The sequence below is a fragment of the Paraburkholderia hospita genome, from assembly GCF_002902965.1.
GTDB classification, from domain to species: Bacteria; Pseudomonadota; Gammaproteobacteria; order Burkholderiales; family Burkholderiaceae; genus Paraburkholderia; species Paraburkholderia hospita.
Map to the genome: position 1 here is coordinate 2,987,950 of NZ_CP026106.1, position 18,382 is coordinate 3,006,331.

At 62.9% G+C, this 18,382-nt stretch carries 16 protein-coding genes; 4 read left to right on the forward strand and 12 right to left on the reverse strand.

Going from position 1 to position 18,382, the window contains the following annotated elements:
- Positions 1 to 17: 17 nt before the first annotated feature.
- The 4 genes from C2L64_RS31980 (at position 18) to C2L64_RS31995 (ending at position 7,200) form a co-directional block, all read left to right on the forward strand.
- Positions 18 to 503, forward strand: a complete 486-nt coding sequence (locus tag C2L64_RS31980; protein WP_007579555.1) for a hypothetical protein — start codon at positions 18 to 20, stop codon at positions 501 to 503.
- A gap of 23 nt (positions 504 to 526) precedes the next feature.
- Entirely contained in the window at positions 527 to 1,978 is a 1,452-nt protein-coding gene (locus tag C2L64_RS31985) for a bifunctional 2-methylcitrate dehydratase/aconitate hydratase (protein WP_007579554.1), read from the forward strand.
- A gap of 50 nt (positions 1,979 to 2,028) precedes the next feature.
- A complete protein-coding gene (acnA, locus tag C2L64_RS31990; protein ID WP_007579553.1) occupies positions 2,029 to 4,746 on the forward strand; it encodes an aconitate hydratase AcnA in 2,718 nt (905 codons plus the stop codon).
- Between the two features lie 528 nt (positions 4,747 to 5,274).
- Positions 5,275 to 7,200 carry a YncE family protein gene (locus C2L64_RS31995; protein WP_039900134.1) on the forward strand — a complete coding sequence of 642 codons (1,926 nt, stop codon included), beginning with the start codon at positions 5,275 to 5,277 and terminating at the stop codon, positions 7,198 to 7,200.
- Between the two features lie 296 nt (positions 7,201 to 7,496).
- Here the strand turns inward: C2L64_RS31995 and C2L64_RS32000 are convergent, their stop codons facing one another.
- The 12 genes from C2L64_RS32000 to C2L64_RS56590 are packed head-to-tail and all read right to left on the reverse strand — an operon-like array spanning position 7,497 to position 18,366.
- The gene (locus tag C2L64_RS32000) at positions 7,497 to 8,066 is read right to left on the reverse strand and encodes a lytic transglycosylase domain-containing protein (protein ID WP_039900133.1); all 570 of its coding nucleotides are present in this window, start codon (positions 8,064 to 8,066) and stop codon (positions 7,497 to 7,499) included.
- Positions 8,066 to 8,833 (reverse strand): TadE family protein, encoded by a 768-nt coding sequence (locus C2L64_RS32005; RefSeq protein WP_238554566.1) that lies wholly within the window; start codon positions 8,831 to 8,833, stop codon positions 8,066 to 8,068. The genes C2L64_RS32000 and C2L64_RS32005 overlap by 1 nt, the downstream gene beginning before the upstream one ends.
- A gap of 11 nt (positions 8,834 to 8,844) precedes the next feature.
- Positions 8,845 to 9,195: a DUF192 domain-containing protein gene (locus C2L64_RS32010; RefSeq protein ID WP_007579548.1), complete on the reverse strand. Its 351-nt coding sequence runs from the start codon at positions 9,193 to 9,195 to the stop codon at positions 8,845 to 8,847.
- Entirely contained in the window at positions 9,192 to 10,073 is an 882-nt protein-coding gene (locus tag C2L64_RS32015) for a type II secretion system F family protein (protein ID WP_007579547.1), read from the reverse strand. The genes C2L64_RS32010 and C2L64_RS32015 overlap by 4 nt, the downstream gene beginning before the upstream one ends.
- A 7-nt stretch (positions 10,074 to 10,080) precedes the next feature.
- Positions 10,081 to 10,923 carry a type II secretion system F family protein gene (locus C2L64_RS32020; RefSeq protein WP_007579546.1) on the reverse strand — a complete coding sequence of 281 codons (843 nt, stop codon included), beginning with the start codon at positions 10,921 to 10,923 and terminating at the stop codon, positions 10,081 to 10,083.
- 10 nt (positions 10,924 to 10,933) lie between these two features.
- Positions 10,934 to 12,643 carry an ATPase, T2SS/T4P/T4SS family gene (locus tag C2L64_RS32025; protein WP_039900132.1) on the reverse strand — a complete coding sequence of 570 codons (1,710 nt, stop codon included), beginning with the start codon at positions 12,641 to 12,643 and terminating at the stop codon, positions 10,934 to 10,936.
- 5 nt (positions 12,644 to 12,648) lie between these two features.
- On the reverse strand, positions 12,649 to 14,010 hold the full coding sequence (locus C2L64_RS32030) for a type II and III secretion system protein family protein (protein WP_244144477.1): 1,362 nt from the start codon (positions 14,008 to 14,010) through the stop codon (positions 12,649 to 12,651).
- A 45-nt stretch (positions 14,011 to 14,055) separates the two neighbouring features.
- Positions 14,056 to 15,078 carry a Flp pilus assembly protein CpaB gene (gene cpaB / locus C2L64_RS32035; RefSeq protein WP_007579543.1) on the reverse strand — a complete coding sequence of 341 codons (1,023 nt, stop codon included), beginning with the start codon at positions 15,076 to 15,078 and terminating at the stop codon, positions 14,056 to 14,058.
- A gap of 19 nt (positions 15,079 to 15,097) precedes the next feature.
- A complete protein-coding gene (locus C2L64_RS32040; RefSeq protein WP_100215972.1) occupies positions 15,098 to 15,295 on the reverse strand; it encodes a hypothetical protein in 198 nt (65 codons plus the stop codon).
- The gene (locus C2L64_RS32045; protein ID WP_007579541.1) at positions 15,276 to 15,989 is read right to left on the reverse strand and encodes a hypothetical protein; all 714 of its coding nucleotides are present in this window, start codon (positions 15,987 to 15,989) and stop codon (positions 15,276 to 15,278) included. Before C2L64_RS32045 ends, C2L64_RS32040 begins: the two co-directional genes overlap by 20 nt.
- Positions 15,986 to 16,849, reverse strand: coding sequence for a hypothetical protein (locus C2L64_RS32050; RefSeq protein ID WP_007579540.1), 864 nt, complete (start codon positions 16,847 to 16,849; stop codon positions 15,986 to 15,988). Before C2L64_RS32050 ends, C2L64_RS32045 begins: the two co-directional genes overlap by 4 nt.
- Positions 16,846 to 18,366 (reverse strand): pilus assembly protein TadG-related protein, encoded by a 1,521-nt coding sequence (locus C2L64_RS56590; protein WP_039900130.1) that lies wholly within the window; start codon positions 18,364 to 18,366, stop codon positions 16,846 to 16,848. The genes C2L64_RS32050 and C2L64_RS56590 overlap by 4 nt, the downstream gene beginning before the upstream one ends.
- Positions 18,367 to 18,382 lie beyond the last annotated feature (16 nt).

Below are 18,382 nucleotides of genomic sequence, written 5' to 3' on the forward strand. Positions count from 1 at the left end.
TAGAAAGGTTCTCTCCCATGAAAAAACTGCTGATCGCTACCGTTATTGGCGCTCTGTCTTCAACGCTGCTGGTGACGGCGCCCAGCGCGTTCGCACAATCGACCACCACGGCCAAGCCGAAGGCGCCGCAGCCCAAGCGCCTGATCAAGCGCAAGCCGAATCCGGCCAAGGAAGCCAAGGTCGATCCGATTCCGGAAGGTGCGGAAAAGTGGTCGTGTAAGGAAGGTCTGTCGTTCGATCTGAAGGGCGACATGAAGCGCGACCAGATCGTCACTGTCCACTGGGGCAACAAGAACTACAACCTGCCGCGTGAAAACACGACGACGGGCGCAGACCGTTTCCACGACGCAGCAAGCGGCATGGATCTCGTCGTGATCCCAACCAAGGCAATGTTGTTCTCGGACAAGGACAGCTCGCGTCTGGCCGACGAATGCGTGACGGCCGCCATGTCGCAAGGCGCACCGGCGCCGACGCAGTCGAACGCCGTCAACAAGGCTCAGTAACACGGGCCTGACAGGAAACCTCGATGTCCGCACCGATCTCCAACGTCCGGCCCGATCCGGACACAGTACTGGTCGATATCGTCGACTATGTACTGCATTACAAGCTCGAGAGCGATCTCGCGCTGGAGACGGCGCGCAATTGCCTGATCGACACGCTCGGTTGTGGACTCGAGGCCCTGTCTTACCCTGCCTGCACCAAGCTGATGGGACCGATCGTGCCCGGCACGATCGTCCCGAACGGCGCCAAGGTGCCGGGCACGTCGTTCCAGCTGGACCCTGTGCAAGCCGCGTTCAACATCGGCGCCATGATCCGCTGGCTCGACTTCAACGACACCTGGCTTGCGGCCGAATGGGGCCATCCGTCCGATAACCTCGGCGGCATTCTCGCGACGGCCGACTGGCTCTCGCGCACCGCCATCGCCAACGGCAAAAAGCCGCTCGCGATGAAAGACGTCCTGATCGCCATGATCAAGGCGCACGAAATTCAAGGCTGCATCGCGCTCGAAAATTCGTTCAACAAGGTCGGCCTCGACCATGTGCTGCTCGTGAAGCTCGCTTCGACGGCAGTGGTCGGCCAGTTGCTTGGACTGTCGCGCGATGAGCTGATCAACGCAGTCTCGCAGGCGCTTGTCGATGGACATGCGCTGCGTACCTACCGCCATGCGCCGAACACGGGCTCGCGCAAGTCCTGGGCAGCAGGCGACGCCACGTCGCGCGCGGTGCGCCTCGCGCTGATCGCGAAGACGGGCGAAATGGGCTATCCGTCCGTGCTGACCGCGAAAACGTGGGGCTTCTACGACGTGCTGTTCAAAGAACAGCCATTCAAGTTCCAGCGCCCGTACGGCGCGTACGTGATGGAGAACGTACTCTTCAAGATTTCGTTCCCCGCCGAATTCCACGCGCAAACGGCTGCCGAAGCAGCGATGACGCTGCACGAACAACTGCGCGCGAGCGGCAAGCGCGTCGAAGAGATCGCGAAGATCACGATCCGCACGCACGAAGCGGCCATCCGCATCATCGATAAAAAAGGCCCGCTGAACAATCCAGCCGACCGCGATCACTGTATCCAGTACATGATTGCGGTGCCGCTGATTTTCGGCCGTCTGACGGCTGCCGATTACGAAGACGAAGTCGCGCGCGACCCGCGCATCGACGCGCTGCGCGCCAAGATGGCGTGCGTGGAAGACCCGCAGTTCACGAAGGATTATCACGACCCTGACAAGCGCTCGATTGCGAACGCGCTGACAATCGAGTTCGCCGACGGATCGACGTTCGACGAGGTGGTCGTCGAATACCCGCTCGGTCACAGGCGTCGCCGCGCCGAAGGCATCCCGCTGCTGGTCGAGAAGTTCAGGACGAATCTCGCGCGGCGCTTTCCGGCGAAGCAACAGCAAGCGATCCTCGATGTGTCGCTGGACCAGGCAAAGTTAGAAGCGATGCCGGTCAATGAATACGTCGATCTGTACGTCATGTGAGTTCAGAAACGTAGCAACGTCATTTCCTCGAAAACCCCAGGAAAATTACCATGGCCCACAACCTCCACAAAACGCTCAAGGAATTCGACAGCGGTTCCGGCAAAGGCAAGTTCTACTCGCTGCCGCAGCTTGGTAAAGCACTGAACGTGAAGATCGACCGCCTGCCGGTGTCGATCCGCCTCGTTCTGGAATCGGTGCTGCGTAACTACGACGGCAAGAAGATCTCGGAAGAACACATCGAGCAGCTCGCGAACTGGAAGCCGACGGCCTCGCGCGTCGACGAAATTCCGTTCGTCGTCGCACGTGTCGTGCTGCAGGACTTCACGGGCGTGCCGCTGCTGGCCGACATCGCAGCCATGCGCGGCGTCGCGCAGCGCGCCGGTAAGAACCCGAAGTCGATCGAACCGCTGGTCCCGGTCGATCTCGTCGTCGATCACTCGGTACAGATCGACCACTTCCGCGAGAAGGGTGCGCTGGACCTGAACATGAAACTGGAATTCCAGCGCAACAACGAGCGCTACCAGTTCATGAAGTGGGGCATGCAGGCGTTCGACACGTTCAAGGTCGTGCCGCCGGGCGTCGGCATCGTTCACCAGGTGAACCTCGAATACCTCGCACGCGGCGTGCACAAGAAGGCTGACAACGGCGAATCCGTGTATTACCCGGACACGCTGGTCGGCACGGACAGCCACACGACGATGATCAACGGCATCGGCGTGGTCGGCTGGGGCGTGGGCGGCATCGAGGCAGAAGCGGGCATGCTCGGCCAGCCGGTGTACTTCCTGACACCGGACGTGGTCGGCGTGCACCTGAAGGGCAAGCTGCGCGAAGGCGTGACGGCGACCGACCTGGTCCTGACCATCACCGAACTGCTGCGTAAGGAAAAGGTTGTCGGCAAGTTCGTCGAGTTCTTCGGCGAAGGCACGCGCTCGCTGTCGCTGCCGGACCGCGCGACGATCGGCAACATGGCGCCGGAATACGGCGCGACGATGGGCTTCTTCCCGGTCGACGAAAAGACGATCGACTACTTCAAGGGCACGGGCCGCACGGACGCCGAAATCTCCGCCTTCGAAAACTACTTCAAGGCGCAGGATCTGTTCGGCATTCCCGACGCCGGCGACATCGACTACACGAAGATCGTCACGCTGGATCTGGGCACGGTCGCACCGTCGCTGGCCGGTCCGAAGCGCCCGCAAGACCGCATCGAAATCGGCAACGTGAAGTCCACGTTCACGGATCTGTTCTCGAAGCCGGTCGGTGAAAACGGCTTTGCGAAGAAGTCGGCCGATCTCGACGCGCAATACACGACGACCAACGGCGTCAACGTGAAGAACGGCGACATCCTGATCGCCGCGATCACGTCGTGCACGAACACGTCGAACCCGAGCGTGCTGCTGGCAGCCGGCCTGCTGGCGAAGAAGGCGGTTGAAGCCGGTCTGGAAGTGGCGCCGCACATCAAGACGTCGCTGGCGCCGGGATCGCGTATCGTTACCGAGTACCTGACGAAGACGAACCTGCTGCAATACCTCGACAAGCTCGGCTTCACGCTGGCCGCTTATGGTTGCACGACCTGTATCGGCAACGCGGGCGACCTGACGCCGGAACTGAACGAAGCGATCACGAAGAACGACATCGTCGCGGCAGCCGTGCTGTCGGGCAACCGTAACTTCGAAGCGCGTATCCACCCGAACATCCGCGCGAACTTCCTGGCTTCGCCGCCGCTGGTCGTCGCTTACGCGATCGCGGGCAACATCACGCGCGACCTGATGACGGAACCCGTCGGCAAGGGCACGGGTGGCAAGGACATCTACCTCGGCGACATCTGGCCGACGAGCGAAGAAGTCAACGCGCTGCTCAAATTCGCGCTGGACGCCGACGCGTTCCGCGCGAACTACGCTCAGCTCACGAAGAAGGGCGACCTTTGGAGCAAGATCGAAGGCGAAGAAGGCCAGGTCTACGACTGGCCGAAGTCGACGTACATCGCGGAGCCGCCGTTCTTCGGCAAGGAATTCTCGATGGAACCGGCTGCGAGCATCGCGGCTGTGAAGGGCGCGCGCGCACTGGGCATCTTCGGTGACTCGGTCACGACCGACCACATCTCGCCGGCAGGCTCGATCAAGGAAGACTCGCCCGCAGGCAAGTGGCTGAAGGCAAACGGCGTGCAGAAGGCCGACTTCAACAGCTACGGCTCACGCCGCGGCAACCACGACGTGATGATGCGCGGCACGTTTGCTAACGTCCGTATCAAGAACCTGATGATCCCGGCGAAGGCAGACGGCACGCGCGTCGAAGGCGGCCTGACGATCCATCAGCCGAGCGGCGAACAGGAGTCGATCTACGACGCAGCGATGAAGTACATCGACGCCGGCACGCAGACGGTCATCTTCGCGGGCGAAGAGTACGGCACGGGCTCGTCGCGTGACTGGGCAGCGAAGGGCACGCAACTGCTGGGCGTGAAGGCTGTGGTCGCACGCAGCTTCGAGCGTATCCACCGCTCGAACCTGGTCGGCATGGGCGTTCTGCCGCTGCAGTTCAAGGGCACGGACAGCGTCCAGTCGCTGAACATCACGGGCGAAGAAACGTACGACATCGAAGGTCTCGGCGACGACTTCAAGCCGCAACAGGAAGTTACGCTGGTGATCCATCGCAAGGACGGCACGGATCAGCGCGTACAGGTTCTGCTGCGTATCGATACGCCGATCGAAGTCGACTACTACAAGCACGGTGGTATTCTGCCGTTCGTGCTGCGCTCGCTGCTCGCGGCGTAAGTTATCGCTTTGCAGGTGCTGCGTTCTCGTTGAGGACGCAGTGACTTTTAGAGGCCCGGTTTATCCGGGCTTTTTTTTCGGCTGGCGGTATTGGGCGTTGATGCGGGGTGTTCTCTAGCTGCACGGCAAACATTGGGCGCAGTAGCCGTGCGTCTCTGGACGGACACGTTTCGACCTAATGCGACCCGTCATTCCAGCCGATCTCAACGGCGGCGTCCAAAGGTGGATCGGTCGGTCGCTGACCCGCATCGCCAGGTGCGGCGGCCGGCTAATATGACGGTGCCGTGAAAATGCCAACGTACGCAATCGTACACTTCTGCTCGCTTTGGTCTTCGGGCTTTGCGCCCAGAGCACTATTTTTAGAAGCACGTCCCTCGACTGACAAAACCGGCGCGGAACGTGCCGGCCTGTACGGCTCGCCGATTTGATTGCGCCAGACCGCATCCTTACTTGCCAGCCACCTCATTGCAAAAACCATCAGGTCTCCTGATTGTGTCCGTTGCACGTGTTGCAGATTGGGGGTACGTCATGAAACGAATCTGTGCCGCATGCCTTGCGGCAATGCTGAGCGCTACGATCGCGTCAGAATGTCAGGGGCAGTACACGACTGACTGGATAGCGAATACGTTTGGGACTAACGCCACTCACGTAGGTAACGCCGCGCGTTCGATGTGGGTTGCGCCAGAAGGCACCATTTACACCGCTTCCATGTGGGACGAGAACGAGGGCGGCATTGCGATCTACAAGAGTGGTTTGAACGCCGGCAGCCTTGGCGCGCATGGTGAACCGCAAGGCAGTGCCATCACCGGCAATGCCACCAAGCTCTGGGCACCGCGCCAGTGGGGACGCGTGAACGGGGTCTACTCGAGCGGCCTGGTGATCAGATACGACCGGGCGACGGGGGCGTCTGACCAGAACATCCAGGTCTCGTGCGACACCACCGAGCGGCGTGCCGATGTGATCACCGGGATCGCAACGTGGTCCCACTTCTGGGTGGCGAGCGACAACCCGTGCGCGCGCATGCGACTTTACGACACCAATGGCACCTGGCTGCGCGACATTGCCGTGACTGACCCCGGCGCACTAGCGTTCGACCGCAATGGCAACATCCTCGTCGCCCAGGAGGCAGAGGGCACCGTCCTTCAGGTCAGCCAGACGGGCACGATCCTGCATACGCTCAGCCTGCCCACTGGCGAAGTCCCGCATGCACTCTACTTCGACCCAACCACGCAGTATCTTTGGATCGGCGACGCAGGACCGGACCAGAACGCGAAGATCTACGACACGCGCACGTGGACACTGAAAAGCACGTTCGGCGTGAAGGGTGGTTATCTGGATACGACGACTGGTACGAAAGGGCAGGTGGGGAGCCTGCGCTTCGCGCGCATCGACGGTATCGGCAAAGACTCGGCCGGCAGCCTCTACATCCTTTCCCAGCCGTGGGGAGGCTCATGGGACCACGGCCGCACAGGAGGCACAGACCTCTACGCATACAGCCCGACAGGCAAGCTCCTCTATAACCTGCGTGCACTGAATTTCGAGGCGATAGCCGCCCCCGATCCGGCGACTGACGCAATCCTGTTCTATTCCGGCATGAACATCTATTCAGGCACAGGTAGTGCGGACTGGAAGTTTGTCGCCAACACCGTTGACCCGTTCACGTATCCGTCCGACCCCCGCCTCGACGTGACTTACCGGGGTCGCGGCCTGCACTTCGGCATGATTGCGAGCGCAGGAACGAACAGGGTACTAGTCGCCACCGACCAGAACCCCGACGGCTTCTACTTCTTCCACTTTGACCCCGCCCAGGGCTACACTGCCGTCCCGGATGGGGTATTGCCGGGTACGCTATTCAATGCCACTGCGCTGGTTCGCAACGGCTTCTGCCTCGACAGCAGGGGCGACGTGTGGGCCGGGCTCGACAAGACGAACCGGATCTGGCACTGGCCGCTGACCGGGTTCGATGCAAACGGCAAGCCGTCATGGGGAGCGCCCGTAACCGTGCCGGTTCCTGCATCGATCGGTGACCTGAGCCGCATCATCTACCTGCCCGAAAGCGACACGATGATTCTCGGGCAGCGGATCACGGGCAGCACGGACTGGACCGGCATCGGAACTCGCGTAGAGGTTTACCACGGGTGGCTCGCCGGCAACACAACCAACCCGAACCCGGTTATCACGCTCACCAGCGCCAATCCGAAGTCCCTCACTGCTGCTGGCAACTACCTGTTCGTCGGCTACGTCCACACCGTGCCCAACATCGATGCCTTCAACCTGGCGACGGGCACGTTGGACAATACGTTCATCAACAGCAACCCCAGCAATGTGTACGTCGGCAATGACGTGGATTCTATGTACGGTCTTAGATCGTACCGTCGATCGACCGGAGAGTACGTGGTCACGAAGGACAACTACAACGGCTCCAGCATCGTTGTTTATCGTTGGACTCCGTGATCACCCGTGCCCGTCGCGCCTACTCCACCGGCCTCAGACCCGCAATCTGGCAAATCGCAGCGCGCAGACAACCACGCGCCGCCAATGGATCGTTGACCGATGAACGGTGATACTCGCAGTGGAATCACGTCCGTCACATGTCAGTTTACAAGCGGACCTTCACGACATTCGTTCGAGCGGCAAAAACTGGCAGTTCTGCGACACCTCGGTAGCCCCTTGCATCCCGCTGCCTTCGCTGTGCTGCACAATGACAAATCAACTGCGGCATAGGGATACCGCTTTTTCACCGCCACCCGTTAGCGCCGATAAACCGCCACCCGCTCCATCACCCGCCGCACATACTGCTGCGTCTCCGCATATGGCGGAACCGTACCGCCGAACTTACGCACCGCCCCTTCCCCCGCGTTATACGCGGCAAGCGCCAGCGGCACATCGCCAAACGTCGCAAGCAGCGTATCGAGCAAGCGCGTGCCCGCGACTACATTCTGGTAAGGATCGAACAGATCGTCCGCGCCTTGCCGTGCGCCTGTTTGCGGCATCAACTGCATCAACCCTCTTGCGCCCTTTGGCGACACGGCAAACGGATCACCGCCCGATTCGACATCGATGACAGCCATCAGCAGCGCCTTATCGACACCAATACGCTTCGCGACATCATCAACAAGTGCCGTCCACGCGAGAACTTTCGAACGCGTGCGCTGAGCCTCCAACGGCGCACCGAACTCGACGATCAACGGCTGATCCGAAACGACACCCGCATCGGCATCGACGCCCCTCAACCCGCCGATCATCATCTCCACTCGCCCGGCCCCACGCGCATCGCTCACGACACACGCCATCACCCCCAGCAACAGCATTCGGCGCATCAACGCCCCGCCGTCGCATGCACTTCGTTCGCCGCATCCATGCGAAACGGCGACTGCATCCGAACGATCGCCTCGGATTCCAGCGCAACGGGCCAACGCTGGCTCTGCAATCCGTCGACAAGCGTCGTCCTGCACAAACTGTCGGGCCGCTTCGGCGAGCCATACGCATCGACGTTCGCATCCGCAGGTTCACGCGAAAACACGCCGTTCGCTGCGAGATCGCCGATCACATTCGTAGCGTAGTACAGCACCTTGTTCGCGACGGGCACGATCAGATCGAAGCAATAGTGCACGCGCAGCTTCAGCAGATTCGCGTCCTGCACATTCACATCCGATTCCGCGCCATGCCTGGTGTCGCGATACATCAGCATGTCATTGGGAATTTCATCGTGCGTGACGCCTTCAGCGGGATAGACACGCGGACGCGCGAAGTCGCGCATCATCGCTGCCGTCGGGCTGACGATCTCGATCGATGCCGCCTCGCCCACTGCACGCCGCGCCGCAAGCAGCGCCGACTGCACGCCCGTTGCGTCAGCGCTGCGCGCGTACAACGGCGCGAGTCCACGCGCGAGCCCCGCTTGCATCACATCCATCGATCCGTAATTGACGGCCCCTTCGCGCGCGGCTTCGAGCACGGCGACATCGAGCGTCGACTTCGCCTGATACAGCAACACGAACTGCACGATCACGAAGCCGAAGAAGAGCAACAGCGGCGCGACGACGAGAAACTCCGTCATCCCCTGCCCCGTCATCCGGCGTCTGCGCATGCCTCGGCGCTTCACGTCGACACCCTGCATTCGAGCCTGTCGCCGACTTCGATACGCGACGCCTGCGCTGCGTGCGCACGCATCTCCAGCGCCGCTCGCGCACGCCAGCAGACGTGCACGCGAGCGCGGCCCACATTTCGATGAATCGACAGCACGCACCCACGCCTGTCGATAAAGACCACGTCGATCGGAAAGCGCATGCCGAACGTATGCACGGCATTGCACGGTTCGAGCCACAGCGCGCGATCCGCATCGAGTCGAGAGCGCCCAAGCAATCCGCGCATCCGCTCAATCGGCCTGTCCGCGACTTCAACCGCGATATGACCCAGCTCACCACGATGAACCAGACGCGCATGCCTCACAGCAAGCCCTCCTGCATGAACTTCATCGCAATCGGAAAGCCAAGCACGATGAACGTCACAGGAAAGATGAACATTAGCAACGGAAACACCAGCTTGACGGGCGCTTCCATCGCCTGCTTCTCCGCGCGCTGGAAGCGTTCCGCGCGCCGCTGCTCCGACTGGAAGCGCAACGTCTTCGCGAGACCCGAACCCATCCGTTCCGCTTGCGCGATCGTGCGGACCAGGTTCGACACTTCGCCGATCCGCTGACGTTCGTCGAGACGCCGTAGCGCATCGGTGCGATTCAAGCCCGATTTCAGATCACGCAGCACGTGTTCGAACTCGCGCCGCAATGGCCCATCGGGGCCCTTCTCGACCGCCTTCTGAAGCGCGCCGTTGATATTGAGCCCCGCTTCGACGGCAAGCGTCAGAAAGTCGAGATAGACGGGCAACTGGCGCAGCACCATCGCGACGTGACGCCGGCGCACATCTCGCATCCAGATACGCGGATAGACATAGCCGACGCACATCACCAGCACCAGAACCGTTCGCGAATACAGACCGCTTGCGAACATCACCGCCACCGCGACCACCACCACGCCCATCGACGACACCATCGACAGCGCAAGAAACTGCCGTGCGTTCATCAGAAAGTTGAGCGACGTGAGACGCAACTGCGCATCGGTGCGCTCTATCAGACGCGCGCTGAACCGGCGAGTGCCATAGTGCGCGACAAAGTTGACGGCTGGCCACACGAAGCGCAGCAACGGCGGCAACGGGTCGAGCCACGTGCGGTCTTCCTTAGGCACATCGCGTATCAATCTGCGCATCGAGTGCAGCGCGAGCACGCACACCGCTATCAACCCAGCGCCAATCGCAAACGACAGAATCAGCCGCATGACAGGTCTACACGTTGATGCGCACGATGCGCGCAATCGACTGATAGCCGAGAAACTCCATCACCGCGATCACGGCGAGCGTTTCCCAGCCGATCGGCGTCGTGAAGAGCGGCGCCATCGCGACAGGCTCCATCGCGCGCAGCACCATCATCAGAAAGAGCGGCAGACACGTCATCACGACGCCCTGCATGCGTCCCTGCGAAGTCAGCGCGCGAATCTTGCCTTCCATCTGCAGCTTGTCACGCAACGTACGCGCGACGGATTCGAGCGCTTCCGCGAGATTGCCGCCCACTTCGCGCGAAATGGTGACGGCTGCCGTCACCATCATGAAGTCGGGTACAGGTATGCGTTTTTCGATGTTACGCATCGCGATGTCGAGATCGATGCCGAGCCGGATTTCGCGCAGCAGCAGATCGAACTCCTGCGAGATCGGCGGCGCCGATTCCTGCACGCCGCTTTCGAGCGCGATCGGCAGGCTCGCGCCTGCGCGTAACGCGCCCGCGATCATCAACAGCATGTCGGGCAACTGGCGCTCGAGCATCCGGATACGGCGCGTGCGCATCCACGCAAGCACCTGGCGCGGCACGAACCACACGAGTGGCAACGAAGCAAGCGCGACCAGAACGCTGCCGCTCAACGCGAACACAAGCGCGGGCAGCACGATCATCGCGCTCAACGTCGCGGTGGCCGCCTTCTGACGGTTCACGAACACGAAGACATCGGCAAGCGACTGCTCGACTTCGCTTGCCAGATGACGCGTGCCGTTCGCAAGCGCGAGCCGCACCGCGCGCGTCGCCAACCAGACCGAAATCGACGCGCCGCAGAACACCGCTACAAGAATAAACGTCATCGCAGAAACCTCACTCGCTGCGCGTGAAAATCGATGTATCGACGGGAATGCGGCGGCGTATCAGATCCTGATAGAAGTCGGGGATATACGATGTCGGCACGAATTGCCCGCGAATCTTGCCGTTGTCGTCAAGGCCCGCTTCCCTGAACACGAACACGTCCTGCAACTGGATCACGCCCGACTCGATGCCGCTCACTTCCGTGATGTGCGTCACGCGCCGCGAGCCGCACGAAAAGCGCGTCTGCTGCACGATGATGTCGACGGCGGCGCATACCTGCTCGCGAATTGCCTGCACGGGCAGATCGAGCCCCGCCATCAGCGTCATGACTTCAAGACGCGCGATGCAATCGCGCGGCGAGTTCGCGTGCGCCGTGGTCAACGAGCCGTCGTGGCCCGTGTTCATCGCCTGCAGCATGTCGAGCGCTTCGCCGCCGCGGCATTCGCCGACCACGATCCGGTCGGGGCGCATGCGCAAGCAGTTGCGCACCAGTTCGCGGATCGTCACCGCGCCCTTGCCTTCCAAGTTCGCGGGCCGCGTTTCGAGGGCGACGAGATTCGGTTGCGACAGTTGCAGCTCGGCGGCATCCTCGACGGTCACGATGCGCTCCGCGTCGGGGATATAGTCCGACAGCACATTGAGCAGCGTGGTCTTGCCCGAGCCCGTGCCGCCCGATATGACAATGTTCGCGCGATGCTCGACAGCCGTGCGCAAGAACGCGAGCATCGCGTGCGACAGCGAGCCGAATGTCTGCAGATCGTCGCCGCGCAGCTTGTGCTGCGGAAACTTGCGCACCGTCATGCTCGGCCCTTTCAACGCGAGCGGCGGAATCACCGCGTTCACGCGCGAGCCGTCTTTCAGGCGCGCGTCGACCATCGGCGAGCTTTCGTCGATGCGTCGGCCGATCGGCGCGACGATCCGCTCGATAGCGCCCAGCACCGCGCGCTCGTCGGTGAAAATCACAGGCGAGCGCACCAGCCGCCCTTGCTGCTCGACGAAAATCTCATCGTGCCTGTTGACCATGATTTCGGAGATCGTCGGATCGGCGATCAGTTCTTCGAGCGGACCCAGTCCGATGATTTCGTCGAACACGCTTTTCTTGAGCGCCGGCAGCGGGATGCCCGGACGACGAAAGCTCGCATCGCGCGCGAGGATGTCGTCGAGCGCGTCGCTGACCGTCGTGCGCAGTTCGTCGTCGGCCATTCGCGAAACATTCAGGCGGCGCAAGTCGAGCGCGGCGATCACCTTCATGTGCAGCAGCTTGCGAAGCTCGATGCCTTCAGCGCTGTTGATCGGCGCAATAAGCGGCGGTGCGGCCACGCGCGAAACCTCGACATGAACAGGATGTGGCTCGGATTCCTCCGGCACGGTAGGCTGAGGCATAGTCTTCTCGACGTCCGGCCCCGTTGGATTCGCAGCCTCGGCGAGTACCACTTGCATCGCGTCGACCTTCAACACGGTCATGCCGATTTCGATCTGATCCCCTTCGGCAAGCGGCCCATAACGCACGACGGGTGAACCGTTCACCGTGGTCGCGACAATCCCGCCCTGGTCTTCGACATACCACGCATGGAAGTCCTTCACGATGCGCGCATGCGTGCGGCCAACCAGCATCCCTTTGATCACGATATCGCAGGTCGCGTCGCGGCCGATCGTGCACACGCGATCGACGTGGAAGGTCCGCGCGGGCGCATTGCGCGATTGCACTTGCAGTTTCAGCATGTTCGTCAATGAACGGGGTAGAGCGGCGTGTTCTGAAGCGCCGCGGGATCGGTAGATACGGGTGCGACTGGTATGACCGGCGGCGCAAGGGGACTGCGCGCGCCATACTGGTCCGCATACCTTCGCGCACCTTCATGCGCGCGCGCCAGCAGCGCGGCATTGGTTTCGCTCGACGGGTCCGAGATCAGCGGCGTGACGAAAATCACGAGGTCGCTGTTCTTCGCGCGAAAGCTGTCTGAGCGAAACAGTTGCCCGATGATGGGCAGACGCGCGAGATACGGCATGCCCGACGATGCGTTGAGGGCGTCGGCGCTGACGAGGCCGGAGATTGCGATCGTCTCGCCCGCGCGCAGCGAAATGTCCGAACTCGCGCTGCGCGTCAGGAAGCCTGGAAATCCACCGTACGATACGGAAGGATCGAGCTGGCTGATCTCTGTCTGCACGGTGGCGGAGATGATGTCGTTCGCATCGACGACGGGCTTGATGTTCAGCCGGATGCCGTACGGCTTGTACTCGACGTCGGTGGTGCCGAGCGCGCCCGCCTTCGGAATCGGCACCTCGCCGCCCGCGAGGAACGACGCTATGCCACCGCTCTTCGTGCTCAGCTCGGGCGCGGCGAGAATGTACGCGTCGCCGTTGTTGATCGCGAAGTTGATGCGCGACGTGATCGTCGATGCGATGCCCGCCAGAAAGAAGTTCGCGCCGCTGGTCGCGCCGGAGCCGATGAAACCTTGCCCCGACACCTGCGGGCCCGCGAACTGGCTGTCCCACGCTATGCCGATGTCCTTCTGGCCCGTGCGCGTGACTTCCATGATCTGCACCTTGAAATGCAGGGTTTTCTTTAGCGCATCGCCTTCGTCGATCGTCGTGGTGTCGATCACGTTCGTCATATCCGCGATGGCCGCTTTCACGGCTGCGGCCTTGTCGCGATGCACGCTGCCCGACAGCACGATGTTCGGCCCGACCTCCTGCACGCGCACGCCGGGCACTGACGCCAGCACGTTGCGCAACTGCGCCGCCGACATCCCGACGTCGCCCTTCGCGACGCGCACGGTCGTCTGCAACACGACGCCCCGCTCGTTCCACACGACGAGCGACGTGATGCCCGCGCTTTCGGCAAGCAGCATCACACGCCTATCGACGACATTCGCCGTCACGAGCTTGCCGTTGCCTATCGCGATGCGTTTGATCGTGCCCGGCACGTCGAGCATGCGCACTTCGCCTTTGTAAAGGTCGAGCACATCGCCGCTCTGCGCAGCGTTCGCGTTGATCCCGTGCTGCATGCCCGCCGCCTGCACGACGCCCGTTGCGTCGACAGCGAGCGCGCACATGATGAACGACACGCTTGCCACGCGTCGCAATGCCATCGAGTAAAAGCCTGCTTTCATGAATGGAAGGAAACGTTTGTTCTTCTAGTTCTGGCCGCTGACGCGGTACGTGTCGCGTTGCTGCAATTGCTTTGCAATGGCGGCGGCGCTTTCGAACAGCGATGCGCTCGCGGGTTCGCTTGCGCCGGCTTTGACTTCGCGCGGCTGCGCGTCGCCGGATGCCGAGGACATCGGCGCGACCTGCGCGACATTCGCCGCAGCCGCGCCCGCGCCGCCGCCCGCGATAACTTCGACGGACGCCTGCTTTGCCACGCGTTCCGCCGGAAACACATCGCTTTCCGTCAACGCGACGGGCGGTGCACCGGCGTTATCGTCCGCGTTCATGAGGATGAGGCGCAGCGTGCCCATCTTTTGCGCGAGCACGACGCGCGGCGCGTCGGCGGCGGGAACCTGCATCGTCACGGTGTCGTAGCGCGACGCATTGCCCATGCTCCGCGTTTCGTCGGCGTCGCCCGCATTGCGGGGCTTGACGCTCTGGCCCGTCGCAAGCACCAGCACGTCGGGCAGCAGCAGACGCACGGCCTTGCCGTCGCTAGCGCCCGGCTCGGCCTGCGCGCCGACCCAATAGATATCGACACGATTGCCCGGCCGCAGCATCGACGCCGTCGAGTTCACCGCATCGACCTCCAGCGTCAGCGCGCGTTGACCGGCGGGCAGCATGTCGGAGAAATCGCGACCGCGCAGCGCATCGATATCGCTCATGCGCAGCGGCCGTCCATGCATAACGGCGCGCACGAGCTTCGCGCTGCGCAACGAGTCGAATGAGTCGACGCGCACCATGTCGTCGTAGACGAGATCGGCGGCGATTTCGCGCGACACGAAATCGCCACTCGACAACGACGTGCCCGCCGCCACATCGCGGCGCGGTACGACGACTTCGACACCGCGCTGCGTGAGCTTGCCCGTCACTTCGGCGCGCACGTGCGCCTCGCGCTCGCCGAGATAGCGATACACGAACCACGTCAGCGCGCCCGCCGTGAGCACGGCAACGAGCAGCAGAAACCACGCATTGCCGAGCAGCGAATGAAACTTGATCTTCCTGAACATCTGACTCAAAACCGGGTGATTACGCCAAAGAAAGCGCGAAGCTGTACGCGCGGTAAAGCGACCTGAATGCCGCGCAAAACTGACTGATGACGGACGCATTGCCGCCCGCGACCAGCGCGGAAACGATCACGGCTGTCACGACGAGATACTCGACGGCCGCCTGGCCGCGCTGCCGCTGCTTGAGCGACCGCATGATTTCAAGGGTCGGTCGTCGCATGGATCACGGCCTCCGTATGTCCGTTGCGGTTGGAGAACACGGCGTCGATGCGTTCGCTGCCGCGCTGCATGGCAAGCACATCGCCCATCGCGCGCTGCGATCCGTCGAGCCGCAGCGCGGGCGCCTGTGCGACGACGCGCCAACCCACTTCCTGCAACCGGCGCGCGTAGCGTTGCGCGTTGTCCTTTGTGTCGCCGTTCACTTCGAGCAGCCACGTGCGTCCCGTTTGCCGCCCGTCGCGGCTCTCGACATCCGACACGGCTCGCGCGCCTTCCGGCAGCGGCACCGTCGAAGCGCCGATACGATGCGTCGCGTCCGCGCCATCCAGACGCATCACGCTCATCAGCCCTTTCGTGCGCGAGCCTTCGACGCGCGGCGGAATAACGAGCACGTAGTGGCACGCGCCATCGAGCGCGGCGAGCAGCATCCCCGACGCGTCGCGGCGTCCCGTGGCGGGCACATGCGCGCCCGTCCAGTACGTGCGGAATGCGTCCGAAACGTCATCGGGCGTTCCATCGAACTCCAGGCCGTACACGGACGCCGGCACGCCGTTGACGAGCATGTCGCGGCCTATCATCTGCACGCGTTCGGCGTGCACGGGTTGACGGTCGCAGGCCTGCCCGGACGCGACGGCTTGCAGCGGCATCGACAACAACGCGAACCACGCGATCGCGCACATCGACGGGATGTTCATCGCGCAAGCCGGTCAGCAGGAACAACCTCGTCGCGGATGCGGCCAGATTCGAGCGTATCGATTTCGGGCGCATAGACACGCAACCCCTGGTAAAGCGAAGGCATGATCAACGGCGCATGCGCCGCCGGCACCGCCTGCGCGAACAGCGCATTCGCGCGCACCGCGCCTTCGGGCAACCATGCATTGGTCAGCAACGCGTTCGTATCGGCGATTGCAAAGCCGTCGAAATCTGTCCACAAACGCCGCAGCGCGTCGCTATGCATGCCCGTCGCGATGCGCAAGCTCGCCGTTTGCAACGCACGCGACGGCAGATCGAGCGTCGCGGCGAATGGCGCGCCGCTTGGCGTCGGCATCGAGCCGAAGCCATTCGATGTATGGGCGTCGAGTTGTGTCGGCATGTCGGCTTCGCCCGTGCTGATGGAGACATCGCGTGCGTCGTCCAGCAGCGCCGCGCCGCCAGGGTCTTTCCACATCGCCGGTTGCGAGACGCCCTGCCCGCCAGCGCCAAAGTCAGCGCTACGGTCCGTGCCCGCAATGGGCGCGCCATTGGCCGCCACCACACGCGCGAGCAATTCGCGCTGGATCTCCTTATCGTTCTTGTGAAGCTGCAACGCGTCGCTGCCGTTGCGTGCGTACCAGTCGCGGCCCGTCGAACCGCCCGCTTCGCTGTCGATCCACACAGTGCGCTCCCACGCCGCGTAACGCGAGCCCATCAGCGTGCGGTTGCGGATATCGTTGAACTTGCCGAGCATCACGATCGCGAGCAGCAGCACGCTCGTCGCAAGCATCGTGGCAACGAGAAACTCCACCAGCGCCTGGCCGGATTGCGCGCAAACGCGCCTTTCGACAAACCGGCTCATGGCTGCGCCGCGCTCACATCCGAGGGGCTTTGCGCGGCCCGCGCAGCGTCGCGCTCGTCCGCGCTGACGGGCGCCAGCGAGGCCTGCCAGTACGGGCTGAAGGTGCTGGGATATTCCGTCTTGCCGTCCGCGCGCTGCCACGCGCCGGCATCGAGCAACGCACCCGCGAGCCTATCGCCCAGCGCTTCCGTAGAAGGCCGCACGAAGTACGCATGCGCGCTTGCCAGCGCGTGCATCGCGCCGCCCGCGCTGCCGTTGTCGACGCGCATGCGGCCCGCGCCGCCCAGCCCCGGCGATCTGACAAGCGTCCCCGCTAAGCGCTCCACTTCGATCGTGATACGCGGCGCCTCGCTTGCGAGCGGCGCGTTCGCGATGTCCTGATACGGCAGCAAGCCGCCATTGGCTGCATCGAGCGAAGTGCCCGGACCCTGCGAGAATTGCTCGGCCATCGCGGCAGGCACGTTCAATCCAGGCTGCGTGCTGTCTGGGTCGCCGAAATTCATGTAGCCGCCGTATCCTTTCCAGTCGCTCCACGCGACGAACGGCGGATGCGTCATGTAGCTGCCCACTTCGCCGTTTGTGCTGCCGCCATGCCCTGCAATCGCGTCGAACGTATCGACGCAGGTGATCGTGATGTGCGCGGTGCTTGCGTCCATCGATTGCCAGCCCTTCTTGTCACTGCGCAACTGCGTGCCGCCCGCATGCGCGACGCGAATCGCGATCCGGCCGCCGCCCCGGCAACGCGCGCTCGTGTCGTCGATCTGCTGGTAATCGGGCGCGACACTGCGTGACGACACACGCGCCTTGACGAAGCCGTCGAGCGTCGCCGGATCGGTGACGACGTCGGCAAAATGATCGGCGTCGAGATTGCCCGTCGGGTTCACGACGCTCGTGTACGTCTGCCACGCCCCCAGTTGCGCGGCATTGCGCGGACTCGTGAAATAGCCCGATGTAACGTTCGTGTCGGACTGGTTGCGTTGCGCGACGTCGTTGGCGATATCGGGCACGGCCGCGAACATCGCAGCGTGATAGTTCGTCTGTGCGTCGCTGAGCGCGCGCGTGATGCCGCCCACGCCCGTAGCGACAGCGGGCAACAGCGCGTCGAGCGTCGCACGCACGGGCGCGATGTCGACGCGCGCGCGTTCCTTGGGCGTACGCCACAACGCCGGATGATCGGCGAAGGTCGTCACGAGTGCCTCGGTGTCGGGGTTGCCCATATACGTGTTGTCGAGTTCGTCGATCCACGACTTCAACGCGACGACCTGCGCGGCGCTCACCTGATTGGCGACCATTGCGCGGTTCGCATAGGCGGAGAAGTTGTAGTCGCGGGCCTGCAGCACGGCCGCGCTGTAAGCGGCGGCATCGGCCGTGTTCTGCAGCTTGATCTTCGCGCTCGTCATCTGGAACGATCCGAAGGCGACATACAGGCCGATGCCGCCGATCAGCAGGAACAGCAGCGCAGGCACCATGGCCTGGCCGGCGTACGCGCTTCTTCGCCAACGGAAGTTGCGTTCCATGATGACGAGCCGTGCG